Raw genomic sequence first — 25,528 nt, 5'->3', positions numbered from 1 at the left:
TGCGAACGACACCAAACGGTCGGTTGAGGTTCATCCCGTACGCAAACGAAACAATTAGCAAGAACTATCCGACAGTTTAAAAACGTCAGTAACAGTGACGCCACAAAGAAGAAAAATACTCGATGCTAAACACGCCACCAGACCAGCCTGCAGGTACTTGTAATCCGATCGCGAACTATGACGAATCCTCAAGGTCGCAACTCGTCGAATTGATACGCCAAGCCCCATCCTTACTGAGATCGGCAGTTGCTGGGCTGTCGGATCCACAACTCGATACACTCTACAAGAACTGGACGATACGTCAGATTGCCCATCACATCGCAGACAGCCATTTGCATAGCATCATTCGATTCAAATGGGCACTGACAGAAGACAATCCCACCATCAAAGCCTACGAGGAAGCAGATTGGGTACAACTCAGTGACGCCAAGGCAGGCGATCTGGAACCATCACTTCTTCTTTTGGATGGCTTGCACGCGAAGTGGGTGCAGATGTTGGAGTCGATGTCCGAAGAGCAATTCAGCCGAACATTCTATCATCCACAGTCCGGTGAAACTGTCAGCCTGTGGCTTGCCCTGAATAACTATGCTTGGCACGGACAACACCACACGGCACAGATTCTGTGGCTCCGTAAGCGACACGGCTGGTGATATAAAACGAAGAACAAACCTGAATATAGCACACTTGATTATCCTCAGTGGCGATTCACCTAATCGGTCAGCCAGTCACTGACAGATCAACCTCTAAATTCGTCAGACAATCGTTTGCCCTGGGCCAGCTATGTGAGCCGGAAGACGTAGCACATATGGCCGTTTATTTAGCGTCTTCAAATGCCAAATGGACAACCGGGGCAGTTGTAATTGTCGATGGCGGCCTCAGTACAAACTGATTCGCTGAACTAATGTAAGTAACCCATGATTAAGCCAGGCCTTACTATTTACAATTTCAGGTAATTGCTGCTTGAGTCAGTTGGCCTCGCATGCAAGTATCGACCTGTCGTAGCGATACTTACGTGTCCAAGAGTGGCTTGTACCAAATGAATGGGGGCTCCATTGTCCAAAGCGTGACTTGCATGAGCATGTCGTAACCAGTGACACGAAACTTTGTCGCTCAACCCAGCTTTGATGGCTGCTTGCTTGACAATTCTTCGCACCGCCGATTCTCGCAAGTGTCCTGATTTGCGGCTCCTAAAAACAGGTGCATCCATCGAATCTGAACATCGCAATGACTGGATCACGGCCCACGTTGATGCAGGTATTAGAATCGTCCTCGTCTTCTCGCCCTTCCCGTAGGCGGTAAGTTGCCCACCAGAGTTTCTCTGGGACAAGTCGCACCAATTAAGACGGCATATCTCAGAAACTCTCAGTCCTGTGGCATAGAAGAGGCACAACATTGCCTTATCACGTAGCGGCATAGATACAGCCAAGATCTGTCTGACATCATCTTCTGTAAGGATTCGTTGATTCAGCGTATCCGGAAGCTTCTTCAACCGCACCGGCTTTCCGACATCGAACTGCAAATAGCCCAGTTGGTGCCCAAATGTTATAAAGCTCTTCACTGCAGCGATCGCACGACGAACGCTCGATTGATGCAACCTTTGCGATAGATGATCAACGTAATCCTGCAGGTCTTGCAACCGAACTCGCTGCATTGGCTTGTTTACGAAATCTCTGAACAGCTCCACTTCTCGGCGGTACGCTCGCTGGGTGTTTGTACTTCGCTCATGCAACCAGAGCTTCAACAGATGTTCGTCCGAAGCGACTTCATTTACCTTCAGCACCTCCTGCGTTAGCTTATGTTTTGTCGAATCATCGATAACAGAAATTATCAGCCCATCGTCAGGGAAATTTTCGGAACAACTTTCGGATAACATTTACGCACCTCTATTACAAGTTCTTTACATGTCTCGCTCAACTTTGACGCAGACATCGTTCACATTAAGCTAATTAGTCACGCAAAACGCGTCAGATTTCAACCGTCGATCGGACATCGCACGACTAAACCAATTCAGTCCCAGTTCAAGATCCAAGAAACAATCAAACAGACCCCGAGCTCTTCAGATGTCGGAAGACTGTTCGAAGTACGTCGTTTTCGTCGCGACCCGCAACGCCTTGTGGAAAGCACACAACTATCGCATCGGAAGCCTGCTTACTATTAACGCTTGATAGGCCGAGAGCTTGCAGGCCTTCAACAAGTTCTTCGACGAGTTGCTTTGGCACCGCTGGCTTCTGAGTCGTAACAACGTCCGTGTTCCGAGCATAGAAAAGCACGTATTCACCATTAACTCCGATGCCCATGGTCTTTGCCTTCACATTGTCGGCAACTTGAGAAGCCGTGAAATAGGGCCGACCATTTGAAAGGCGATGAGGCTCGTGGAATGTTCCCTTCTTGATGTGTGCATAAACTTGGCTGCGGCTCATCGACAAGAGTTCGCACATTTCGCTAACGGTGATGGCCGCTTTAATCTGGTCAGTATTCATTCGTGTTCCTTTCGTTCTTCGGATTTTGTGCCGTAACTGTCGCTGAGTGATCGGCGGTCACGTTGTTCAGATGATCGATCCCTGCCTTAGTTAGAGATCTACCCTTCTCACATTTGGTGATGAGATTCAGCCGGATGAAGTCGTGCTCAAACATTTCGATGGTTTGCTTTGGAAGTCCTAAAGTAGTGCTTAGTACATTCAAACGTACCGGAGCCCCATGTTCACGCAGAATTTGCAAGTAGGCTTGCTCGACTGGATCAAGTCCCAGTCGATCGATACCTTCCATTACTAGCATTTGCTCAACGTGCTCCGCAGAAATCGCATCGCTTCCTCTACTTGAGCTAACCCGTTTCGCAGCATCGAGAAATCTGATTCCCAATCGTGGCACACCACGGCTTTTTGCTGCTAGTTCCTTTACGCAGTCACTACTAATTGACCAACCGAGCCTCTTCGCTCTCTGCTCTAGTAGCTTGCTCATGTCGTCTTCATTGTAATGTGTCAGTCTCAACAAGATTTTGAAGCGATCACGCATGCTTGTGGTGAGCATATGCTCATCGGTCGTGCTGCCGATCAGTGTAAATGGAGGAAGTGTTATCGATTGCCGTTTGTTTCCACCGAGAAACAACTTTCGTTCCTCAAGTGCTCGGTAAAGGCAGACTTGAACCATTGGATTAAGCTCATGAATCTCATCGATCAATAGAATATGCTCCGCCTCAAGAAGCATAAGCAGTCCCTGCATCTGACTGCTCGTGAGAATGTTTTGAGCGAGCTCAGTATGTACTGTAGTGCATAGCTCACTTGCGACAATTTCCGTGAGCATCGTTTTGCCGGTTCCGCCGGGACCGCAGATCAGTAAATGGGGGAAATTTTCATCTGTTCCTTTTGATCGATCGTACCAATACGCATCGATTGCGGTACGCAATACTCCGACAGCTCGCTCCTGTCCAATTATATGATTTAGCGATGTGACGACTCTGTGTTGATTGCTCATTCGATTCTCCTTTTAGTTTTCACGATGTTAGCACTTAGCACGATGAAGAAAATGGTTTTGTCTTAAAGGCGTCTGACCGTTGTCTGAGCCCTGTGCGAATACTGTCTGATAGCTGTCTGAGAGGTGACTAAGCAGTCGCCAATCATTGAAGTTTTGTGTTACTGGCTCGTTGAACGCGAAAAAGATCCGAGCGATCAACCTTATATGTTCATAGGCGACTTACGACTTCGCTTCAACAGTACATATGCAATGAACGCCACGTGGATCGTCTCGCTGCATTGAACTTGCTTGCTAGTCGTTAAAGCCGAAGTCGGCAATTTGGAACATACTCAAACTGATCTACTCGGATGCCTGATCAGGACATCCCTTTAAGCAGTCACACATTTGCAACGACTATTCAAAATTGTCGTCGAGCTCAAGTTTTGCGGACGGATCAATCTCAAGCGTAAGCTCTTCACTACGTGAAAAGCTCAGTAGGTAATCAACCGCTTTGCTCGCATGTGATGAAACTTTGAAGATGAAGCTGGGATCCTGCTTCATAGATTCGAGCCAACCTTTTAAGTACGTACATGATTGATCGAAATCCCCCATTCCGAGACCGAGCTCACTGCACCAATAGCTTGCTCCAATCTCAGCTCGGAGTTCACTTTTAGCATAGCCCTCACTCTCATAGTCCCATCCAAGCCTTGTCTCGCTCCAGTGGGTAAGTTCGTGGCCCAAAGTTTCGTAGTAAGCATCGAGCGACTCGAATTGCTTCTGTAGCGGCATATGAATAGCGTCAGTATTACGCTGATAGTACGCTTGATTGCCGCCGTGAATGATGGCCGCCGGAATTGGTTCAACCGCTTGCTCTGCTAGTCGGTATCGTTGAGTGTCAATAATTGGCCTAGCTACCAACGACTCGCCATTGCCCGCACGGAGGTGGTCAATCTGCGAACCTTCGACTTGGTCAATATTAAAAACGGTGTACGTCTTCATGAAGAAGAAACGATCTTCGACTTCGTCACCAAAGTCGTCAACTTTCGTCTTCTTTGCTTGAGAACAATAGACAATTCTTGTCCCCCATTTGCCGGGCTCCACGTCGTTTGGTCGACGCTTTACACTTGCTCCCCAATCATTCCATTGATGAATCGTGCCCCACCATCGAGATTTAAATCCGTGTCTACGACTTGCGAGCTCAAGAACAAGAGGATTGACGCCAGTGTAGGTCTTGCCACTTATGATATTTGCGGCAACACCAGCATTAGGATCGTTTGACCACGGCTTTCGCCACGGTGGTAAATTCCCGCTCTCAAGGGCATCGACAATTAGCTTAGTAATTTCGTGACGAATGTTTTGTTGTACCGACATCATTGCTCCAGCGGTTGTGAGTGAAGAAAAACACAACCGCTTAAGCAGTCGCAAGCAACTTTACTTTCGCGAACCGTTACCGGCATCCAGTGCTCTAAGCAATCATCGGTGACTGCTTAGAGAGTCGAACGGCACTTTTGACAACTACGCCTTAGACTTTCTAGCACGTATCGTCACCCAAGCCTTCTTGGCGGCAAGTCTCTGTCGCTCCGATACTTCGGGCGGTATGGCTTTCTTTGGGGGGTTGGCTGAAGCTTTAGACGATGCACGATTTTTTGATTTCGGCATCTGGCGGATCCTAAGATGAGCAGGCCATTCATCCCAATCACCACCATGTCCATTGTTCAAATCCATTGCCTCACCGCCATTGACTGGTTTAGCACCAATTTGCTTGAGAAAGTATGCGACTCCATGCTCTCTACATTGGCCTGCAATGGTCTCGGCCCATCTGATATCAAAGGGAAGAGCACTCTTGCCCGATTCGCCCCCCTGGATTACCCAATTCAACCTTGGTAACCACTTTGTTATGTCGATCGGTTCGTGTTGGGGTTCAACCGACAGAAACCGTACCGTATTGGAATTTCCTACAGTCAGTAAAGGAGCAATGCGGCTCGTAGTCATTTGGTTTGTTATGCTCGTGCCCGCCCACACGTTGGCTGGCCATTCCTGTCCTTTCTCTTTCAGCCAGATGGAAAATTTACTCATCCGTTCTGGACGCTTGGTTAGCCACATCCAAATATGTTTCTGCCCCTTCTCTGACGTTACGTTACATATTATCTCGTCGAACAAGTACTCGAATGTCACATCCTTCGACAATGCATCAGACATATCTGAAACAAAGATGCTTCGAGGCATCCCGTCAAGCCACGGCTTGTTTGTTCGCTTTTCACCTGAAAGATCCGACCAAGTTGCGGCTATTTCCATACGTCCTGGAAACAATTCAACTTGCTCGAAATTCTCTGCATAACCTTTAGTTGCTCCACCAAAACGTGCGTGTAAAGCTCCTGCATAACACTTCTTTACGGTTTTAGTCCACAGCTCACAACCATCACAACCCATCGTTGGGTTTATTGTACCATCTGTCCACTGAATTGCTGTATTTTTGCTCATGTATTACCTCTTACTGAAATGTTTGAAAAAGTAGATTTTGGAAGCTGCTCCAGTTTTTGAATCAGCTCCACTTGAAACGATTTGTTGGTCTTAAGTGCATAAACACGACCAAACACTTGTTATAGAATTGATGAACTTGAATAGCTGTTACATTGACGTCTTCTCCAGTTGCTTGAGCTTGCGATAGAAGGTTGCACGGCTTTTGTTTGTCGCTTGTGACCAAGCAAGTTGCTGTTCTTCCACCGATTCGGGAAATTGCTCAATGACTTTTTGGAGATCAATTAAATCTTGTTCTGTTGCCTCAAGCCTCTTCGTGCAGCTGCTTTTCTTTCCGAGTGTCTTTAATTGATTGGCGACCATTGGTCTCCAATCCACACCCATAGTTTTCGAGTACTGAAATTTTTTGATTGACATGCCTAGTAGCCGCATCGAAATCTCCCGATCGTCTGCTTGGTCTTGGATGAAATCGATAATCTCCTGACACTCGTCGGCTGAAATCCCATTCAATCCGTTGGCCACAACTGCCCTCATGAGTTCGATTACTTCGGAGTTGGTTGCCGAAAGCTCGAACTGATCGCAGCGAGACAATACTGCCTGGAAGGCGTCATTCCGTTTTGGAATCACATTGCACGCAAAAATACAGCGGCTCGTGAAGTCAAAGCTTGGTGGTAGGTTCTTCACTTGCGACGACGAGTATGTTACGGTCCTGGGGCTACCCCAGAGGGCACTTCTCAGTAACCCGAGGTGTGCCATTGAGGAGAACATTGAGTCGACGTCGTCGAAGAACAAAACGCTGTCTTCGCAGTGCTCGTACATTACTGTGTAGAGTGCCAGCGGCGTGACATGGCTATTGATAAGCACTGGTGTCACGCCTTCAGCGTCCAAAGTTCTGTTAATAGTGCGACTCTTACCGAGACCTCCCTGATTGCCGTACACAAAGAGTGCATGACTCTTCCGGCGGGCGACCATGCGAACATGATGAGCTAGCAATTCCTGTTTTTGTTGCAATGAACTAAGTTTGTTTTGACCCGAATCCGACATATGGTTTCCTTTGAAAATCGTTTCTAAAAAGCCAACAGCGATGTTGGCCGCCACGAAAGTGGCAATTTCTGTTAACGCTAAACCGTCACTAAAAACCGCTTCGCATGCCGCCCTAAGCAGTCATTGATTTAGAGGTGAGACGGTCTTCGCTCGCACCCGCAACTCCCCACCTAAGCAGTCACATGAATGACTGCGTTGCGACCTGAGCCCCTTGAGACTCGGCCGACACGCCAGCTACTTGATCAGATGATCACCTGTGGCATTTGGATATTTCCGCACCGCACTTTCGCTTTTTCAACTCATGCTTTCCTCCCATCGTTCTTCTGTATTCAGCCCCGACTGACTTTCAGACCTCACTTCTTTCGCCTCCTCGACGCCGACTCGTCGGGCGGCCCGACGTCAAAAATTTTTCAATAGTGCCCCTAAGCAGTCACTACTTAGCGGCACCCCGAAAACGGCCATTTTCCCGTCGCAAAATTCCCACTGAAAAAACTCTTTCACCCTAAGCAGTCACCCATAGCTGCTTCCAACGACGTCTTTTTGCCTAAAAACTGCCTCTACCGACCCTTTTCACGCTCCCGCGAACGAATTGCGTGCGGCTTTCCACACAAAAGAAATTTTTTTCTGAAATCTTCTTTGGCCGACCGCCGGTCACCAAAAACTGTCTTTAGGAGCTCAGCTACCCGACAAAACGAGCGACCGGCTGACTCGCGTAGTGATGCCGAACTCGTTAAAAATGCCCTAAGCCGTCACCATAAAAATCTCAATAGCGAGCGTTTTCGCTCACTCTGATAAGTCAGGATCCGATTGGCAGATCTCGTGGTCCGGTTCTTTGGTCGATGCAACCTGACTAAGCAGTCACCACTAAAGCGGCCGGTCAAAAGTTTCTGACGGCACCTGCTGAAGTCTGATGCAGGCCGTCGCTCCTGGCTCATGAAAGTCGCCGATCCGATTCCGGTCTGCAGGCGGACCACCGTTCTTGGAGATCAATCAACTTCGGTGGTCCCGACGGCTGCCGTTTCGTCTGTGCAATGGACTCCACCGTGACGCGTTCCCAAAGTCGCGTGAGACATAAGATTTGAATCCCGTAACAATCTGGATTCCCGAATAGCTATCAAATCTGCCGCCATCCAGGCGATGATCCGACGCTGCGAAAGCCAGAATGCTCGCATGTCTCAAGTCTCATGAGACTCGCGGGAGACCGCATGAGCCTATGGCCGTCTCATGTCCCAAGACTTTCCTCCTCGGTGAACTGCAGCGGCATCCGGCTCAAAGAATCCGCCAGATTTTCTCCGCTTGAACAGCGGTCAAATGAGACTTCGATTCCTCCTTCCTCGGCGATCTTCTTTGCAACGAACAAGTACTTTGCTCCGGCATACCCCCGCTTCACGGATTCTTCAAATCCCTCAATTCGGTCGTTTCGAATGGTGATGCTTTTCAAACCGTGCCCCACCGCGAACTCAATTGCTTTGAGCACGGCGAAACACTCTCCCGCGAATTGATCTGGGCATCGCCGATTAACGTACTGCCTCGACTCCTGCGGCACGGCCTGATCCGGGTTCTCCAAGACTACGGCGACGCGATAGCCGCCGTAGTCAATTTTCATTTTCTTACCAAAACGATTGACTACCACCTTGGCAGTATTTGGTGCAGCATCGCACCAGATAACGCTTTTCGAACTACTCATTCTCTTCTCCTTGTTAACGATTACATAACCAGACGATTGCCTGCCACTTTTCATGTTAGATTTTTAGCGGGTCGATGTCCGCTAATTTGGAGAGTCTTTTTCAATTTATTTTTCTTAGGGCAACTGACAAACAAAAGTCGCAAGTATCACTGATACTCAAAAGACTAAGCTGACATGCCAGTAAGTGCATCTAAGCTACAGGATGCAGAGAACTACGATCCAACTTGGGCTGGTCTATATCACCGATATTTATCGAGGCTCTCTTCATCTTCGAAAACCAGCAACGGCACAACAGAAAATTAAGCCGGAGTATAAGGCGTGCTGCTTAACATCCATTTGAGAAGAAATTTTTCAAAACAAAGGACAGTTTTAGAAAACACATCTAGAATATGTTTGCGAAAGACGCAATTTACATTTCAAGGACGTTTTCGATTCTTATAGGGGTAGATGTATGAAGAAGTTAAGTGAGGCGGAGACGCACAAACGGTTGGAGTCGAAGAGAAAAAAACTTGCTCGACGAACGAAGAAGAAAATTTACGAAGCTATCAACGGTACATTTTTGGGCCTTGAAAGAGTGTTCACAGAGTTAGAAGAACTTCTGAGCGACTTGAACGAAGATGAATTCGATTTCTTACCAACGGATGTACCCGGCAATTTTTTCGACTTCACGTCGAATCGATGTGCAGATTGGGAAAGTCTGCTTTTGACGTGCTTCTCGGAAGATGAGATTCCTGACGCCTCTGCTCTAGAGGCGTGGACGCTCGAGGGTGAAGGCTTACTTTACGCGGACATTTGGGAAGAGGTCGAATTTTATTTTGACCAAGCAAAGTCCTACGTTGAATCATTGTTGAATGATGATGAGCTCGACCACGGTTATTTCTCAATCAAGTTTGAAGCTGAGATAGGTGAGTCTATAGAAGACGTTGCCAGTCGCGTCGTCTCTAGTATCCTAGCGAGACTCGGTAAATGCAGCTCTATTCGGCTCTGGCTTTTCCCGCAATCCGACTGGGCTCTCGCCCGAGATTCGGGGATTTCGGATTTCGCTTCTTATCAAGACCTTGCATATTGGTTTAATACCCTCAAGGCTGAATACGAGTATCGCGGGTTGGACGTCATTGTGATTACAACCGCTGTTGCGGAAATGATTTCGGAGCTAGAGAAAAGAGGGCTCGAAAACACGCCCCGAAACAGGGCGGAGTTGATTTCGCATTTTGCACTACTCGATAATCAACAGAACTAAGCGAGCGAGATAATCGTCTGCATTTCAAGTGACCAAGAGGCAATCATCATTCCATCGCAGATGTTTGCCTCTAGGGGCAGGACTGAGAACGCCGGGATCAGTAACCCGCCAGCTTAGTTGCTATCGCGTCTGATTTCAGGCTCTAGCTTTTTGGTTTTTTCACCGCGGCTCCATCGTTTGCTGGGGTGCAATCGTCCTGATAGTTAAACTCAAATTCGTCAACCCGATCTAGTTCATTTGGAAATGCAAACGGTGGAAATGTATCATCGTTGACGAAAAAATCCTGGCGAAGCAATGTGTGAGTTAATTGCCACAGGAAGTACTGTAACGCAACATTGTCACCCTTGTGTGTCGATTTAAATACGAACCATTTGCGGCTGAGATGCGTGCCATCGGTCCCAGCTGCGAAACGTCCCGTCAGTGAACCAACGAACTGCGGCAGGACAAATATGCTTGCGTCTTGCTCCGTTTCATGTCGATACCTCTGGTGATATTTTCGCCGTTCAGCTAGTAAGCGAGAGTACGGATTTTTTTGCCGCAAGTTTTCTTCGAATCCGATTACAGCGGAGAAGATTGCTCGAGACGGAAAGAAAAATCCGGCGTCGGGATCACGTATTTTGGCATTTGTACGTAGAGTATCAATCAAATGCTGCTTTGCAGCTACAACGTTTCCAATTCCACGATTCAAAGTTCCCTTTTTCCCGCCACTGAGCGATCGCTTAACCTGAATTAGCCCCTTTACTGCTTCCGGTTGGACGATAACAAAGTCTTCAAGGCGGTAGATCGGCCGAAAACTGTGTGTGTCGTGAATAAGTATGTCTATCTCAGGGCAGTGCACGGTGCCTCCGTCACGTTGAGCTCTGCCAAATATGTAACCTTTGTCTACGCTAAATCGGTTAGGCAGTGATCTTCGCAAAAAATCACGTAAGAGGACTTCGCAATGAGTTCCAGGATGTGTCCAGTCGTGTGTTGGTCCCAACAGCTTGTTAATGTTGTTGTACTGAGACAACATGACATCGGCTTGTGACGAGAAGAATCGATAAAGCCCTTCTGAGCTGGGATCGACAGGTTCAGAGGACAGTTCGTCATTCATTGCGTTTTGGCTCGATGATGTTAAGTGAAGGCTATCAAAAGAGTATAATCTGAGCGATCAGCAACAAGCCGACCCAGCATTCCCACCATTTTCACTTGCTGTCGTCTGCACGCTTCACGCTATCAAAGGCGGCACTTAAGCTTTTCTGGTTTTGGGCACCGAGGAGCAAGATGTCCTGCATCCAAATTTGAGGTAGGCCACCATTATTTGCATTTAGGATACCGCGAGCGACACTATCAATCTGCACATCTAATGCAGGATCGCTGAGGTCGAGATCGTATCGTTCCATATCTAGGCCAAGCTGTATGGCTAAATCTCTGGTCGCGGTGGAGGACAGATCGCTTGCTGAGAACAATGCGTCGGCCATGAGCGTGGCTTCGCCCTGACGTTCAGCACATAGATACGATTTTGCTGCCGAGCGGCTATTTTGATAACGTTCCAACGGCACGACTATCCGAACGAAGTTAACCCGCTCTTTGTGCTTGTCGATAAACGCGTCAAGTTCCCCATGAGTTTGGCGGCAATGTGGACACGTGAAGTCTGTCAGCTCTATGACATTTATCTTTCCTTCCATCCACGATGTTTTTACAAACGAAGGCACTTCTGGTGCAGGCTTAGCGGCGGCCCATGCAAAAGGTGATGCTATGGCAACGACGGCAAGGCTAACCCATGCCCATCGATTTGTTCTTGTAGGCGATATTTGCACTTCGCTAACGGTGCTGTTTTGGGGCGGTAGGCCTAACTCCGCTACAGCGATCAGAATGGCTACAGCGTCTACTGCCATGCACATAGGACAAATCTGCTTCAGCAAGAAAACTTGAACGCATACGAGCCCTAAGCCAATGAGACCCGCGAGGACTGCTAGCCCGCTTAAGCCGCGTTGAATTGCGGAACCAGGGAATAGCGTCAGCGAAAAGAATACTAAGAAACTCAGGAGCCCCAGAACTGGTAAAGGCACGCCCAATAGGTTTCCAAACTTCGAATGAAAAACTTCAGAGCAACCAGCTCGAAATCCGCAAAAAGTGGGGGCTGGCTGGATGTAATCGACAAGCATCGCGGCACAAAGCGTGATGGCGATTAGCGACAAAATACGGAATGCGAGAAGGCGAAGCGTCATTCAGGGAAACCAAAGAAAAAGGGAAGCAGTTCAATGAGAACGACCTCCCTCAATAATCTCCAATTTCAAGAATCCTGCAATCAGCCGCAACCACTTCCGTTAGTAGGATCGCAAGCAGATGCGATGTTCTCAACTAAACCAGGCACTCCGCTAGCGATGGCAGCGAGGGCGACGATCAACATCAGGGCGGCAAGTGGTTTGCGAAGCATCGTGGTGGTTCTTTCTAAATATCTAAGCTTTGTTGTTTTGGAAGTCGCTGAAGTTTCAGTGCAGTGTTCTTATTCGAAAGGAATCGTTAGAGGCAACCAGATCCATTGTTCGGATCGCAGTCTGCGAAAGCCATGTTTTCAACTAAACCAGGCACTCCGCTTGCGATGGCAGCGAGGGCAACGATCAACATTAGGGCGGCGAGTGGTTTGCGAAGCATCGTGGTAGTTCTTTCTTTTCTTCTGGTTTGATGATCCTGAATTCGCCGGGCCCTCGGAAGCACTGAGGCCGCGTTCAGTTGATATCGTATAAACGCAGATCTCGTGCCAATGCGTTCGAGGTGCGGAAAACCCTGGAAAACAGAGGTGATTTTCGTGGACACCTGTTTTTCGAGACAAATAGTGTCGTCAAAATGATATCGAAATTCGCACATTTGCCACAGTGCTTTTTGCTCCTCCGCTATTGCCCACTTAATACTCTCTGATCAGAAATTGCGAATCTTTCGACGTTTTCTTGTTCGAATCAGATGAATTCGCCAGTAGGCACTCCTATATATTAAGAGGTGCTTAATGACTGAGAGATGCTATTCACTTGCCGAGATCTGCCGACTAAGCGGAGCGAAGTCCTACCAAATTCAATACGCCATCAGCATCGGTCTGTTGCCCGAGCCAAAGGCTAACGTATCGGGCCGTCGAGTCTTCACTGACCTCGAACTTGAGCTGTATCGTTCGCACTTCGAAGCGAAAAAACATGCAGCCCATATTCGCCGCGAAAGTAACAATACGCCCAAGCTAAATCGAACGGAATCGAAATGACAGTAACCGCCAAAAGAAAACCAGCCAACAAACCTAACAAAAAAAAGAGCTTCACGAAGCTAGCCACTTGGTTACGCCAACGCACGTCCAGTCTAGACTTCGGCTTCAAGTACTACGGTGCACCCATCCATTGCAATAAAAACGCCGACGTGATCAACGCACTTAATCGGCGGGGAAATTGGCTTCAGCGGATGACCAACCACAAATTTGGTGCCCACTTTGCGGGTGCGGAGACTTACTATTTTGCAGGCAATGGAAGTACCAAAACGTCGAAAACTTTAGTGATGATCGACATCGACTGTCATAAAAGCGGGTCGCTAATTGGTGCCGAATCGTTTGCAAAGTATCTCCGAGATACCATGTTTCCCAATCTCTTCTACGAAACATCTACCAACGGCAATGGGATTCACGCTTACCTTGTCCTTGATAAAGACAAGCTATGTCCGGAAGTCATCAACGGACTTTTGAAGCGATTACAACATAAACTTGTCTACGAGTTGTCGGAGTCGGACTTCGATGTGGAATTGGTTGAAATCAAAGGCACTTGTCCCGTCATTTGTTGGGGCGAGAAACGGGGCGAAGTTTCGAACTATCGCAGTGGGCAACTGGCAAAGATTCCACGGTCACTGGACCGAGCCGAAGAGATCATGTCAACAACGGAGATTCACTGCAGTGAACTTTTCAGGCTGCCAATTGCACCAGAGAAGCATCATGAAGTCGGTCTTGAGTCATCCGTCGACAAAGAGACTTCTGTAGTTCAACAAAACGTTAGCAAAAAGAAGGTCGAAGGATCTATCACTGGTCTCTTGTTCAATGATGGTGAAATCGCCAAGCTACAAACGCACTACCGATCGATCGCTAAGACTCTGATGAACAACCATCAGCTAAAGACGAGTGTTCGAGCAGTTTGCACCGAGGAAGACGTCGCGATATTTTTGATGCTGCTCCGATTTTTCACAAGGCACATGAACAGTGATGGGAGTCTCCCGTATTTGAGATTCAAAAGATCATGGCAAACTTTGGTTGATTCCGGTTCGATTGAAAGGGTATTTGATTGCCGACGATTCGCGGCAATTAGAAACTACTTGACTTCGCTGGGACTATTAAACTGGGCAAGTCAGGCGTTTTCTTTTGGCACGGAGGTGGTTGATGGTGAGCGTGTTAAAGGTAACGCAGCACGCTGGAAAGCTTCGGAATTGTTGATGACGATTTTGAACGCAGACAAACAAGGTCAATGCGTTGAGGAATGCTTCGTTCTGAATAGAGAAGAAGATAAGAAGACATCCTTAGTAGTAACAACTATTGAATCAATCATCCAATCTATTGCTCCGATTAGCCTGAAAGATATCCTGAGGCCAACACTAGGACCAGAGCAGCCTGTTTACCTACTTTCACCCGATGAGATCTCACCCCATATCGCGTCTTTTGAATCACAACTGGCTATCGCTGCGTAGAAGAACTAGGCTGGCTTACGATTGAATAACTGACTTTCAAAAACAGAGGGATGAATTAAGTCAGCGTGCTCATGCCTTTAGGCATAATTCCAATCAGCGTACATCGGCACGGTCGTCTAAGTCTCCTTCTGATTATCAAATGGGCTATATAGCAAGTATCTATCTGACTCCGTGGAGATGAGCTTTGACACAACATTCTGCAGACCCTTATGCACCGCCGATTGACGCTCGAGAAAACACGCGGGAGCAAGTGCCGAAGAAAACGAAATGGAGATTGATTCCGGTTCTTTTGACAGGCATTTATGGATTGTGGATCAACATTGTTGGAGTCTACGGATTTGTGATGACAGTCCAAAATATTGTCACACCAGCCGCCTATTCGTTCAAGCTGGCAATCGCCATGGCAACTCTATCTATAGTGCTCTTGGTGAACGGATTACTAGGCTTTTTTGTCAGCTTTAGCTTCTGGCGAGCACATTATCGAATTGCCTGGCTTTGGACTGGAGCCATTGTTCTGTTCTGGTGGGCCTTCAAATTCTATATTGAAAGTGGTGGTCAAGAATTCGTGCATGACTGGATCAATCGGTAGTTGAATTGCAGAGCGATCCAAATGCGAGATGATCGTGGTCATACGTCGCAACCAGCTCGTCTAAGTTTCTTGCGGCCATCAAATGTGTTATAAGCAAGCACCTTTCCGACTCCGTGGAGATGAACATTGACACAACATTCTACAGACCCTTACTCACCGCCGAGTGACTCTCAAGCAACTACGCAGGAGCCAGTACCGCAAAAGACAAGGTGGAGATTAATTCCCGCTTTTTTAGCCAGCCTCTTTGGTTTAGCAGCAATCGGACTTGGGGGTTTTGCAATTGCGATAATTGTCATAGATGCCTTCTCCGGTGCCGACTATTCCGGGAAGCTAAGATTTGCAATGGGAATCGCGTCTTTGGTTTACTTGACGAGTGGCTTGTTAGGGTTTTACGTGAGCTTTGCCTTTTGGCGAGAGCGTTATCGGAAAGCATGTCTCTTGACTGGAGCCATAATTTTGTTCTGGTATGCCGTAATCAAAATTGCTGAAAATGGTGGCGAGGATTACTTAAACAATTGGATCATGCAATAGTGGTGGAAACCGTTTGCGATTTTGGAGGGATCCTAATGCGAGATGATTGTGGTCTGCCTATCTTCACGCCCAATCCCTCGAAGACCGGCATGGCATGCATCTGCGTTCCTAGTGGCCCCAGGTGCTTTGGAAGTTGAAACGAGAGTGAATGCGGGATGGGAATTGGTCTCTGCGGTGTGAGCTGAATTTCTGAGTACGATCTTGCAACCAGCAAGTTTTGTTGCTGGGTATTGCTGTCCGACCTTCAACGAGAATTTGTTGGCATAGTGCCGAAATCTTGGTAGGGTTATCGCTAGATCGTTAGAGGAAGTGCATCTGAATTTACTTCGGTTGCTCCAGGACGGGTACGAGAAGAGGCTATGAAAGCCACCCAGGGGAACGCAGAGTGAAACATCCTTCCAGCGACATAGTTCGCCCCTATTCTTACTAGGACAAAAACATGGGGAATTTCGTTGAGGTCGATAGAGTTACAGTGCGTGCAGGAAGTACTTCTGAATGGATAAGACTCCGTCATACCAGTCAAGCATTAGCAATAGTCAGTGAAAGTTGGAGTAACCTAAAAGGGCAGGTCGAATACAGCGTTGATGCTAAAGACGTAGTTAGAAAGGTTTTCTACGGGGGGGACCTGATTGCTACCAGCAATCGCATGGAAGTTGCAGAGATGCCCGGCTACCTTCGTCTGGTTGCGATTGGCGAAAGTGGTGAGTTAAGCCTTTTGATATACGCGGATCCCGAGAACGAACTAGCCGCAACACACAGTGTAGAAGAACTTCTCTTGATGACACCCGGTTACTCTGACTGGCTCCCACTTACCTCTCTCAATGACAATCTGTGCGTCACGTGCGTAAATTGGACGGGTAACCGTGTCAAAGTGGAACTTAGCTTCGATGGTCGCCACGTATTTCCGGCAGGCGAAGGTGGCAACGAACTCTATTGCGTTGAAAATACGACTCGTCTCGTCGAGATCGGGGGAATGGTGAGAATCAATGCTGAAAAGCTTCAAACGCCGGTGCGTCTCACTGTCGCTTCATTTAACGTTGTTGCTCAAAAGAGAAGTGAAAAGCAGTTAACAAATACGCTGATGATCGACTACCTTCAAAGGAATCCAGACTCAATGAACTTCACGGTTCGGCAGTGGAGCGATGCAATAGACCGATCGATCGGAAGCATTCAAGGTACTACAACTTGGACCAACTTGATGGAGCTTAAAGAGAGAGCTCGACAACAAAGAATTGTTCAATCGCAAACAGAGTGAATGAACAAACTTATATTCGAAATAATTCTCAACTGTTCATGTTGAACATCCGGGTAATGGTCTACGGGGAATTAATCTGAAACTGCGTCTGTTCAACAGGCGAATCTTCTGAACGAACAAGCGAGCGGTTCAAACTGCCACTACATCTGTTAGTGAGGAAAAGCTGAACGAACTTAGGTCTATCGGTGTTTCACTGATTCTTACCTAAGGAGTTTTTATGAGCATCCACTCGCTCGCGGAGATCGTCGCAATTCTTTTAGCAGCTCGCAGAATACTTATTTGGTTAATGGATGAGCAATTGTGCGGCATTCGGCATTTCCGACTAGGCATCATGCTTTCCGTTTCGGTCCAGATCCAAACTACTGAACAATGCGACGGTGAATCCAGTGTTTAGTACAGCGTGCAGTAATTTGGTTGCCGAGCTGGGCTGCCGGTAGTTACCCGAAACGGGAACACGTGTTGCTCTAGAGGTGGCTATGCGTGACATGGAAAACAGGCGTCTTCACTTGCTAGTTCGCTTATCACTCCTTCGGTATTTTGTCTGCTTGTGTCTGAGACTCGTCTAACGTAGAGTAATTGGCCGCATAGGGCGACAAGCCGATCGATGGTTAGGTAGGTCCTGTAGGGTACTAAGGATTGCACTGGAGTTATGGCAAACAACAATTCGGAAACCGAACGACGTCTTTGGCAAGCGGCCGATCAATTCAGAGCGAACTCGGACTTGAAGTCCTCCGAATATGCAGTTCCAGTTCTTGGCTTAATATTTCTTCGGTACGCTGACCATCGGTTCACTATTGCTGAAAAGGAACTTGAAGGCAAAGGCTCGGGACGCCGGAAGATCGGCAAAGAAGACTACCAAGCAAAGGGCGTAATGTATGTCCCACCCGAAGCTCGCTTTTCGTACTTGCTGTCTCGTCCTGAAGGGGAGAACATTGGCAAGGCGATCAATGAAGCAATGAAATCGGTCGAAGCCGATAATGTTGACCTCAAGGGTGTGCTTCCTCGCACTTATACCAAGATCGACAATGCCATTTTGGTCTCGCTCTTAAAGAGCTTTTCTCAAATCCAAATGGATGCTGAGGGAGATAAGTTTGGCAAGATTTACGAATACTTTCTAGGCAACTTCGCCCGAGCCGAAGGACAACGAGGTGGTGAGTTCTTCACGCCGACGTCGCTGGTCAAGCTGATCGTCGAGATCATCGAGCCGTACCACGGACGCATCTACGACCCGGCGTGTGGATCGGGCGGTATGTTCGCTCAGAGTGCCGAGTTCATCAAAGCCCACCAGAACAATCCTTCGGTGGAAATCTCCTGTTACGGTCAGGAGCGAGTCGGAGAGACCCGGCAACTGTGCATGATGAACCTTGCCGTGCATTCGCTGTCCGGCGACATTCGCTTGGGGAACAGCTACTACGAAGACCCCCACGACAGTCTCGGCAAATTCGACTTCGTGATGGCAAATCCCCCGTTCAACGTCGACAAGGTGGACAAGGAGAAGATCAAAGACGATCCCCGCTACCCGTTCGGGATGCCACGGGCCGACAACGCCAACTACCTCTGGATACAACGATTCTACAGCAGCCTGAGCGATACAGGCCGAGCCGGTTTTGTGATGGCGAACTCTGCCGCCGACGCTCGCCAGTCGGAGATGGAGATTCGCAAGCAACTGCTCCAGTCGCACGCCGTCGATGTGATGGTCGCCATCGGTCCGAACTTCTTCTACACGGTGACGCTCCCTTGCACGCTCTGGTTCTTTGACAAAGGCAAGGCCACTTCAAAAACCAAGCGAAAGGACCAAGTGCTGTTCATCGACGCCCGGCATACGTTCCGGCAGGTCGACCGGGCACACCGCAAGTTCAGTCCCAAGCAGATCGAGTATCTGGCCAACATCGTGCGGCTGTATCGGGGTGAGCAGCCGGAGTTCGTGGCAGGTGAAGATGAAGAAGTGCCCGGCGAAGAGCCGGATTTGAAGGCCACCTTCCCGAAGCTGAAATACGCGGACGTGGCGGGACTTTGCAAGGTTGCATCGCTAGCGGAGATCGAAGCACAGGGCTGGAGCCTGAATCCCGGTCGCTACGTCGGCGTGGCGGATCGTGAGGAAGACGATTTTGTCTTTGCCGAGCGGCTGGAAGAACTGAACGAAGAGTTGGAGGTCTTGAACAGCGAAGCGTCCGAGTTGGAAGAGCGGATTGCGAACAACGTCGCCAAGTTGTTGGAGGAGGCGTCGTGAGGGACAACCAATGGCCAGTACGGATTCTGGACGAACTGACGGAGACAAAGAGACCGATCACTTATGGTGTCGTGAAACCGGGTGATCACGACGACGTTTCAGGAATACGCTTTATTCGAGGAGGTGATCTTCAAAACGGGAAAGTCAACATCGCTGCACTTCGTACGATAACGAAGGAAGTTTCAGCCCCGTATAAGAGAACGCTTCTGAAAGGCGGGGAATTGCTGGTGTCTCTGGTTGGAATGTACCTTGGCGAAGCGGCCATTGCACAGATGTCGTTGCGTGGTGCAAACATCGCTCGCCAAGTTGGGCTTGTCGCTCTGCGACCCGAAATAAACGCCCGATTTGTCATGTACTTTTTGCGATCACAGTATGGGCGAGATGAATTAACCAGACAGACGACCGGGGCGTGTCAGCCAGTAATCAACCTTGCAGACTTGAAGAATGTACGAGTGCCCTTACCTCCGCTTCCGCTCCAACGGAAGATCGCTTCGATCCTGTCGGCGTATGACGATCTGATTGAGAACAACACCCGCCGCATTGCCATTCTGGAAGAGATGGCTCAGGCGATTTACCGGGAATGGTTCGTCAACTTCCGCTTCCCCGGCCACGAAAACGTCAAGCTCGTCGATTCACCACTCGGCCAGATTCCTGAGGGATGGGAGGCTAGAGAAATAGGCGACTTCTGCGACATTTCCTCCAGTAAACGAGTCTTTGCAAAGGACTATTGCGAGTCAGGAGTCCCGTTCTATCGAGGTAAGGAGATTATCGAGAAGCAGAAAGGGGCGATTGAACTGTCCAACACTCTATTCATATCAGAAGAAAAGTTCGCAGAACTCTGTTCAAAGCTCGGTGCCCCACAACCCGGTGACCTGTTGTTGACGTCCGTGGGTACTCTCGGCGTTCCTTACGTTGTGCGTCCCGGAGAGCGATTTTACTTCAAAGACGGAAATCTAACCTGGTTCCGCAACTACACCGGAATAAATTCATCATTCCTTTACTGTTGGTTGCTGTCTCCAACGGGCAAGGCGGAACTTGCAAAGGCGACAATTGGATCATCACAGCAGGCGTTTACCATCGTGTTATTGAAGAGCTTGCAAATCGTGTATCCGCCTATTGGCTCTGCCCCATTTACGCCAAAGATTCTTGACCTATTCCACGAAATTGTTGGGCCGTTATTCGACAGTGCTTTCACTCTAGCGAAAAAGAACCACAACCTCCGAACTACCCGTGATCTGCTGCTCCCCAAGCTGATCTCCGGCAAGCTGGACGTGGAAGACCTAGACATCGACTCAGGGCTAACCGCCGAGGCATTAGAGGAGGCGACGGCATGAAAGTCCTTGGTATCGACTTTACGAGTAGCCCTTCGGCCTGCGACTCCAATGCGAAGGCTGCGAAGTGGATGCCCCTTGCAAGCTGCACTCTGGAAGGCGAGTGCCTAACTGTTGACTCGTTTACAAAGTTGAATGGTGCCAAGAAAGACGACTACTCGCCCTTCGTTTCAACTTTGAGCAGCACTGGTCCTTGGATTGCGGGAGTTGACGTTCCTCTTGGTATGCCGCTCGAATGCATCGAGTACTTTCAGTGGCTTAAAAGCGATGATGAAGTACAAGACTGGGCAACCTACGTTGACCGTTGTCGAGCAATTGATACCCGAAAGAACTTCAGGCAAAAAATTGAAAGCTGGCGACATCCAATCAAAACCAATTCCAAGGGAGAAAAAGAACGAGTTCGGAAGTACAGGCTCGTTGACAAACCGATTGGGGCTCAAAGCCCGATGAATTGTATTCGGCCAGCAGTGGGTTCAATGTTCTACGAAGTTTGCGAAAGAATTAAGCAAACGCCAGCCTCAATTCCTCCGGTTCGCTTGCGGGAAGATGAAACGCGAATCATTGTCGAAGCATACCCGCGACTCGTTATTGATCGGTTTATCGGAAATGGAAACTACAAAGAGGCCGATGGATTGGAGGAAACTCGTGAGCAGATCATAGAGCAGTTGAAATGCGATAAGCCTGATTCGATTGTGCGAACGTGGTACGGATTGAACATTGAAATCGCAGACAATCTCTCCGCTGAATGCGTGAAAGACCGCGATGGCGACAAGTTAGACTCCGTGCTTTGTGCATTGCAGGCGGCTTGGTCTTGCAAAGCTAAAAATTACGGGATGCCCACATTTGCGTCCACGGTGATGCAGAACGTCGTGGCACTGGAAGGTTGGGTAGCCGATCCGTTCATAGCCCAGTGGTCAAATCATATACAAGATGATGCGGAGGCGACGGCATGAGTATCCACGTTGGTAACCCTTTGGCATTCGCCACTGTCAAAGATGCTGTGCGGGACATACCAGCCAGCGAATTGAACCGTCCGACTGTCTCAACGATTCCGATGCTCTCGCTAATGATTTCTGGCGAGCAGCAATTCAAAGAGATTCTTAGCAGGCTCGGCATGGAAGACTATCAGCAATTGATACTCGAATACAAAGCCGGTCCGTTTGAGGGCAAGGGCCAAGCGTCACATACCGACGTGATGCTCCTCAACTCCAACCAGTCTCTGGCGATTGAAGCCAAATGGACGGAAGGCATGTACCCTAAGGTCTCAAAATGGAGGAAATCAGGCAAAGACGAAACGAATCGCGAAGCTGTTCTTCGGGGGTGGTTCAGCAAGCTCACTGATTCCCCAGATTCCATGCTTGTTGATGACCATGGCCACCTGATATATCAGATGGTCCACAGGGCATCATCTGCGGCGTCGGCATCCGACAACCCACGTTTGGCCTATTTTCTGTTTCAACTTGACGGAAAGTCCAAAGGAGCAAAGCCGGAACGGATAGTGGAGGAACTCAGAAGGCTGTGGATGGCTCTGGGGCAACCGTTTCCTTTCTATTCAGTTCAGATTCCGATGAAAGAGGCGTTTGGCTATCAACAAATCAAGAATCTGAAAAAGGGTAAGGAAACCTCCGCAATCATCTCCGAAGTCCTGCAAGGCGACAACGCCATGTTCGAATTTTTGGAACACACGATTTCCCCCATTGGAGAAGACACGTGAGTTCTCCGTCTGACTACTCCGAAGACACGCTCGTCGAACAACCGGCAATCGCCCTGTTCTCGGAACTCGGCTACGAAACGGCCAGCTGCTTCTACGAAAAGGTCGGTACCACTGATTCGACGCTGGGACGGGAAACCACCGAAGAGGTCGTGCTTGTTCCGAGGCTGCGATGTGCCTTGCAGAAACTCAATCCCAATCTGTGCAGCGAAGCGATCAATCTGGCCATCGAGGAACTGACTCGTGATCGCGGGGCGATGAGTCCGGTGCAGGCGAACCGTGAGGTCTACAAGCTTCTCAAAGATGGCGTGAAGGTCGCTTTCGAGAACGACGAAGGCGAAGAGACCGACGAGACGGTTCGCATCATCGACTGGAACGATCCCGAGAACAACGACTTCTTTCTCGCCTCGCAGTTCTGGATTACATCACCCAGCGGCATCTACAAGAAGCGTCCGGACCTGATCGGCTTCGTTAATGGACTGCCCATGATCTTCATCGAACTAAAGAAGAGCCACGGCAAGGTCGAGCATGCTTACAAGCATAACCTTAAAGACTACAAGGCTACGATTCCGCAGGTGTTCTGGTACAACGCCCTCGTCATCCTGTCCAACGGTTCGCACGCAAAGGTCGGCAGCATGACTGCGGGTTGGGAACACTTTGCTGATTGGAAACGAATCAACTCCGAAGGTGAACAGGGCGTTATTTCACTTGAGACCCTGATCCGAGGCACCTGCAGCAAACGGCAGTTCATTGATCTTGTTGAGAACTTTACGGTGTACGACGAATCAAAAGGTGGCGTTGCTAAGATAACGGCGAAGAATCATCAGTTCCTTGGAGTTAACAATGCAGTTGATGCGTTGGCGGAGATCAAAGAAAACCAAGGGAAACTCGGCGTGTTCTGGCACACGCAGGGCAGCGGTAAAAGTTTCTCGATGGCATTCTTCTCGCAAAAGGTTCTGCGGAAGTTAACTGGTAACTGGACGTTTTTGGTCATCACCGACCGGCAAGACCTCGATAAACAGATTTACAAGAACTTCGCGAACACGGGCGTTGTGACCGAGGACTGCCAAGCTGAAAGCGGTGCCCACCTGAAACAACTTCTTAGTGAGGACCACAGGTTCATCTTCACGTTGATCCAAAAGTTCGGCACCAAGCCGGGCGAGAAGTACCCTAAGCTGTCCGACCGCAGCGACATCATCGTAATGACGGACGAAGCCCACCGCAGCCAGTACGATACGCTGGCTTTAAACATGCGGAACGCTCTTCCCAACGCCGCGTTCATCGGTTTCACTGGCACACCGCTAATGGCAGGAGAAGAAAAGACGAAGGAAGTCTTCGGCGATTACGTCAGCATCTACAACTTCCAACAGTCCATTGAAGATGGGGCAACGGTCCCACTGTTCTATGAGAACCGTATCCCCGAACTCCAGCTTGCCAATGAGAACTTTAAGGAAGATCTGGCTGAACTGGTCGATGCAGCGGATCTAGATGAAGAGCAGAACAAAAAGTTGGAGCGAGAATTCGCCAGAGAGTACCATCTGATCACTCGTGACGATCGGTTGGAGAAAGTAGCCGAAGACCTCGTGTCGCACTTTATCGGTCGCAAACAGGGCGGCAAGGGAATGGTCATTTGCATCGACAAGGTCACGGCTGTCAAAATGTATGACAAGGTGCAAAAGTATTGGAAAGCATATCTTGGAGGACTGAAGTCACAGTTGGCAGCGATGCCAGCTCCATCCAAACCGGCTTCGAGAGCAACAATCACCGGTAACGCCGATGGTCTGTCGTTGGCAGCTGAACAGCTAGTTGACTTTAACGAGGCCAAACGTCGGGAACTGCAGAAGCAGATCGACTTCATGGAAGAAACTGACATGGCGGTGATTGTGTCTTCACAGCAGAACGAGGGTGAGGATTTTAAGGCAAAAGGCCTCAACATAGAGCCGCACCGGACACGGATGGTCAAAGAGGACATGGAAACAAAATTCAAAGACGCAGACGATCCATTTCGCTTGGTCTTCGTGTGTGCCATGTGGCTAACCGGATTTGATTCCCCTTCGGTATCGACGATCTATCTCGACAAGCCGATGAAGAATCACACTCTAATGCAAACGATTGCTCGTGCTAATCGTGTGTTCAAGGACAAATACAATGGCTTGATTGTTGACTATGTCGGAGTTTTTCGCAATTTAGAGAAGGCTTTGGCGATCTACGGCTCATCTGCTGGAGGTGGAGTTGACGATGGTGAATGTCCCATCGAAAAGAAAGAGGAGCTTGTGCAGGATCTACGGCTCGCAATCGCAGAATCAGTCGACTTTTGCAAAGACAGAGGTGTGGACCTAGAGGCAATACTAAAGGCGGACGGCTTTCAAAAAGTCGCTTTCCTTGATGACGCAGCGACCAACTTAGTCGATAAACAAGTTTGCGAGGCGGTGGACGACGCAGTTGAACAAGTCATCGTCAATGACGAATTGAAGAAGCAATTCTTAACTCTTGCCAATCAAGTCATCCGACTATACAAAGCAATACTGCCCGATGCGTCGGCCAACGAGTTTGCTCCAATCAAAACCTGTCTTGCCGTATTGGCCGAAAAGATTCGCAGCTTCACGGAAGAAGCCAGTATCGATTCTATTATGTATTCGGTTGGCGAGTTGCTTGATTCTTCCATATCCACCAAGGGCTATGTAATTCATGCGACGGAAGAAACGTCACTGCTGGACCTGAGCGAAGTCGATTTCGAAGCTCTAAAAGCTCATTTCGAGAAAGGCCGCAAACGAACCGAGGCTGAAAGGCTAAAGTTAGTGGTCGGCGACAAGTTGAACAGCATGGTAGCATTAAATAAAACTCGAGCTGACATGGTCGAGAAGTTCAAGAAACTGATCGATGAATACAATAAGGGGCTCGACGTTGATGGTTTTTTTGCCAAGCTAACCGATTTTGTTAAGGAACTGAGCAAAGAAGAACAGCGAAGTGTATCGGAGCAACTGACTGAGGAGGAGCTGGCCCTGTTTGATATTTTGACCAAGCCCGAGTTCGACATCACGGACAAGGAAAAAGCGGAAGTTAAGAAAGTCGCTCGTACACTGTTGCAGACTTTGAAACAAGCGAAGCTAGTCCTCGACTGGCGAAAGAAGCAACGAACAAGAGCGGATGTTTACACCACTGTAAAGACAATTCTCGATGATTTGCCGAGAGCGTATACACCGGAGCTGTACCAGCAGAAGTGTGACGTTGTTTACCAGCATATCTACGACAGTTACCAAGGCGAGGGTCAGAGTGTTTATATTCAACTTCCTTAA

General features: G+C 48.7%; 25 protein-coding genes. 14 read left to right on the top strand and 11 right to left on the bottom strand.

What is annotated here, in order from left to right; translation table 11 throughout:
* The first annotated feature begins 122 nt into the window (after nucleotides 1–122).
* Nucleotides 123–650, top strand: a complete 528-nt coding sequence (locus SH451x_RS01830) for a YfiT family bacillithiol transferase (RefSeq protein ID WP_479360599.1) — start codon at nucleotides 123–125, stop codon at nucleotides 648–650.
* 47 nt (nucleotides 651–697) lie between these two features.
* Complete coding sequence (locus SH451x_RS01825) at nucleotides 698–889, top strand: SDR family oxidoreductase (RefSeq protein WP_479360598.1); 192 nt, start codon at nucleotides 698–700, stop codon at nucleotides 887–889.
* Nucleotides 890–937: 48 nt separating this feature from the next.
* Here the strand turns inward: SH451x_RS01825 and SH451x_RS01820 are convergent, their stop codons facing one another.
* The 7 genes from SH451x_RS01820 to SH451x_RS01790 form a co-directional block, all read right to left on the bottom strand.
* Nucleotides 938–1,873 carry a tyrosine-type recombinase/integrase gene (locus SH451x_RS01820; RefSeq protein WP_479360597.1) on the bottom strand — a complete coding sequence of 312 codons (936 nt, stop codon included), beginning with the start codon at nucleotides 1,871–1,873 and terminating at the stop codon, nucleotides 938–940.
* Between the two features lie 163 nt (nucleotides 1,874–2,036).
* Nucleotides 2,037–2,480: a helix-turn-helix transcriptional regulator gene (locus SH451x_RS01815; protein WP_479360595.1), complete on the bottom strand. Its 444-nt coding sequence runs from the start codon at nucleotides 2,478–2,480 to the stop codon at nucleotides 2,037–2,039.
* The gene (locus SH451x_RS01810; RefSeq protein WP_479360594.1) at nucleotides 2,470–3,471 is read right to left on the bottom strand and encodes a Holliday junction DNA helicase RuvB C-terminal domain-containing protein; all 1,002 of its coding nucleotides are present in this window, start codon (nucleotides 3,469–3,471) and stop codon (nucleotides 2,470–2,472) included. The genes SH451x_RS01815 and SH451x_RS01810 overlap by 11 nt, the downstream gene beginning before the upstream one ends.
* A 393-nt stretch (nucleotides 3,472–3,864) precedes the next feature.
* Nucleotides 3,865–4,821: an ArdC family protein gene (locus SH451x_RS01805; protein ID WP_479360593.1), complete on the bottom strand. Its 957-nt coding sequence runs from the start codon at nucleotides 4,819–4,821 to the stop codon at nucleotides 3,865–3,867.
* Nucleotides 4,822–4,965: 144 nt separating this feature from the next.
* Nucleotides 4,966–5,931 (bottom strand): DUF5131 family protein, encoded by a 966-nt coding sequence (locus SH451x_RS01800; RefSeq protein ID WP_479360592.1) that lies wholly within the window; start codon nucleotides 5,929–5,931, stop codon nucleotides 4,966–4,968.
* A 147-nt stretch (nucleotides 5,932–6,078) separates the two neighbouring features.
* Entirely contained in the window at nucleotides 6,079–6,972 is an 894-nt protein-coding gene (locus SH451x_RS01795; RefSeq protein WP_479360591.1) for a hypothetical protein, read from the bottom strand.
* Between the two features lie 1,222 nt (nucleotides 6,973–8,194).
* On the bottom strand, nucleotides 8,195–8,659 hold the full coding sequence (locus SH451x_RS01790; RefSeq protein WP_479360590.1) for a ribonuclease H family protein: 465 nt from the start codon (nucleotides 8,657–8,659) through the stop codon (nucleotides 8,195–8,197).
* Nucleotides 8,660–9,110: 451 nt separating this feature from the next.
* Here SH451x_RS01790 and SH451x_RS01785 point away from each other — a divergent pair, with 451 nt between their 5' ends.
* Nucleotides 9,111–9,899, top strand: coding sequence for a hypothetical protein (locus SH451x_RS01785; RefSeq protein ID WP_479360589.1), 789 nt, complete (start codon nucleotides 9,111–9,113; stop codon nucleotides 9,897–9,899).
* A gap of 142 nt (nucleotides 9,900–10,041) precedes the next feature.
* Here the strand turns inward: SH451x_RS01785 and SH451x_RS01780 are convergent, their stop codons facing one another.
* The 4 genes from SH451x_RS01780 to SH451x_RS01765 form a co-directional block, all read right to left on the bottom strand.
* Complete coding sequence (locus SH451x_RS01780) at nucleotides 10,042–10,992, bottom strand: DUF6602 domain-containing protein (RefSeq protein WP_479360588.1); 951 nt, start codon at nucleotides 10,990–10,992, stop codon at nucleotides 10,042–10,044.
* A gap of 91 nt (nucleotides 10,993–11,083) precedes the next feature.
* Nucleotides 11,084–12,109, bottom strand: coding sequence for a vitamin K epoxide reductase family protein (locus SH451x_RS01775; protein ID WP_479360586.1), 1,026 nt, complete (start codon nucleotides 12,107–12,109; stop codon nucleotides 11,084–11,086).
* Nucleotides 12,110–12,189: 80 nt separating this feature from the next.
* The gene (locus SH451x_RS01770) at nucleotides 12,190–12,318 is read right to left on the bottom strand and encodes a hypothetical protein (protein ID WP_479360585.1); all 129 of its coding nucleotides are present in this window, start codon (nucleotides 12,316–12,318) and stop codon (nucleotides 12,190–12,192) included.
* A gap of 86 nt (nucleotides 12,319–12,404) precedes the next feature.
* Nucleotides 12,405–12,536, bottom strand: a complete 132-nt coding sequence (locus SH451x_RS01765; protein WP_479360584.1) for a hypothetical protein — start codon at nucleotides 12,534–12,536, stop codon at nucleotides 12,405–12,407.
* Nucleotides 12,537–12,885: 349 nt separating this feature from the next.
* Between SH451x_RS01765 and SH451x_RS01760 the strand changes: the two genes are divergently transcribed.
* The 11 genes from SH451x_RS01760 (at nucleotide 12,886) to SH451x_RS01710 (ending at nucleotide 25,528) form a co-directional block, all read left to right on the top strand.
* Nucleotides 12,886–13,131 carry a MerR family transcriptional regulator gene (locus SH451x_RS01760; RefSeq protein WP_479360582.1) on the top strand — a complete coding sequence of 82 codons (246 nt, stop codon included), beginning with the start codon at nucleotides 12,886–12,888 and terminating at the stop codon, nucleotides 13,129–13,131.
* 191 nt (nucleotides 13,132–13,322) lie between these two features.
* Complete coding sequence (locus SH451x_RS01755; protein ID WP_479360580.1) at nucleotides 13,323–14,585, top strand: hypothetical protein; 1,263 nt, start codon at nucleotides 13,323–13,325, stop codon at nucleotides 14,583–14,585.
* A gap of 184 nt (nucleotides 14,586–14,769) precedes the next feature.
* Nucleotides 14,770–15,174: a hypothetical protein gene (locus tag SH451x_RS01750; protein WP_479360579.1), complete on the top strand. Its 405-nt coding sequence runs from the start codon at nucleotides 14,770–14,772 to the stop codon at nucleotides 15,172–15,174.
* Between the two features lie 126 nt (nucleotides 15,175–15,300).
* Complete coding sequence (locus SH451x_RS01745) at nucleotides 15,301–15,705, top strand: hypothetical protein (protein ID WP_479360578.1); 405 nt, start codon at nucleotides 15,301–15,303, stop codon at nucleotides 15,703–15,705.
* 439 nt (nucleotides 15,706–16,144) lie between these two features.
* On the top strand, nucleotides 16,145–16,960 hold the full coding sequence (locus tag SH451x_RS01740; RefSeq protein WP_479360577.1) for a hypothetical protein: 816 nt from the start codon (nucleotides 16,145–16,147) through the stop codon (nucleotides 16,958–16,960).
* A gap of 217 nt (nucleotides 16,961–17,177) precedes the next feature.
* On the top strand, nucleotides 17,178–17,354 hold the full coding sequence (locus tag SH451x_RS01735) for a hypothetical protein (RefSeq protein WP_479360575.1): 177 nt from the start codon (nucleotides 17,178–17,180) through the stop codon (nucleotides 17,352–17,354).
* Between the two features lie 255 nt (nucleotides 17,355–17,609).
* Nucleotides 17,610–19,190 carry a type I restriction-modification system subunit M gene (locus SH451x_RS01730; protein WP_479360573.1) on the top strand — a complete coding sequence of 527 codons (1,581 nt, stop codon included), beginning with the start codon at nucleotides 17,610–17,612 and terminating at the stop codon, nucleotides 19,188–19,190.
* Nucleotides 19,187–20,524: a restriction endonuclease subunit S gene (locus SH451x_RS01725; protein ID WP_479360571.1), complete on the top strand. Its 1,338-nt coding sequence runs from the start codon at nucleotides 19,187–19,189 to the stop codon at nucleotides 20,522–20,524. Before SH451x_RS01730 ends, SH451x_RS01725 begins: the two co-directional genes overlap by 4 nt.
* Nucleotides 20,521–21,474, top strand: coding sequence for a hypothetical protein (locus tag SH451x_RS01720; protein ID WP_479360569.1), 954 nt, complete (start codon nucleotides 20,521–20,523; stop codon nucleotides 21,472–21,474). The genes SH451x_RS01725 and SH451x_RS01720 overlap by 4 nt, the downstream gene beginning before the upstream one ends.
* Nucleotides 21,471–22,235: a DUF6946 family protein gene (locus SH451x_RS01715; protein ID WP_479360568.1), complete on the top strand. Its 765-nt coding sequence runs from the start codon at nucleotides 21,471–21,473 to the stop codon at nucleotides 22,233–22,235. The genes SH451x_RS01720 and SH451x_RS01715 overlap by 4 nt, the downstream gene beginning before the upstream one ends.
* Entirely contained in the window at nucleotides 22,232–25,528 is a 3,297-nt protein-coding gene (locus tag SH451x_RS01710) for a type I restriction endonuclease subunit R (RefSeq protein ID WP_479360567.1), read from the top strand. The genes SH451x_RS01715 and SH451x_RS01710 overlap by 4 nt, the downstream gene beginning before the upstream one ends.

Source organism: Njordella aestuarii (assembly GCF_056494165.1).
Note: the sequence above shows the minus strand (reverse complement) of the source record. Positions and strands in the feature narration are given on the sequence as shown.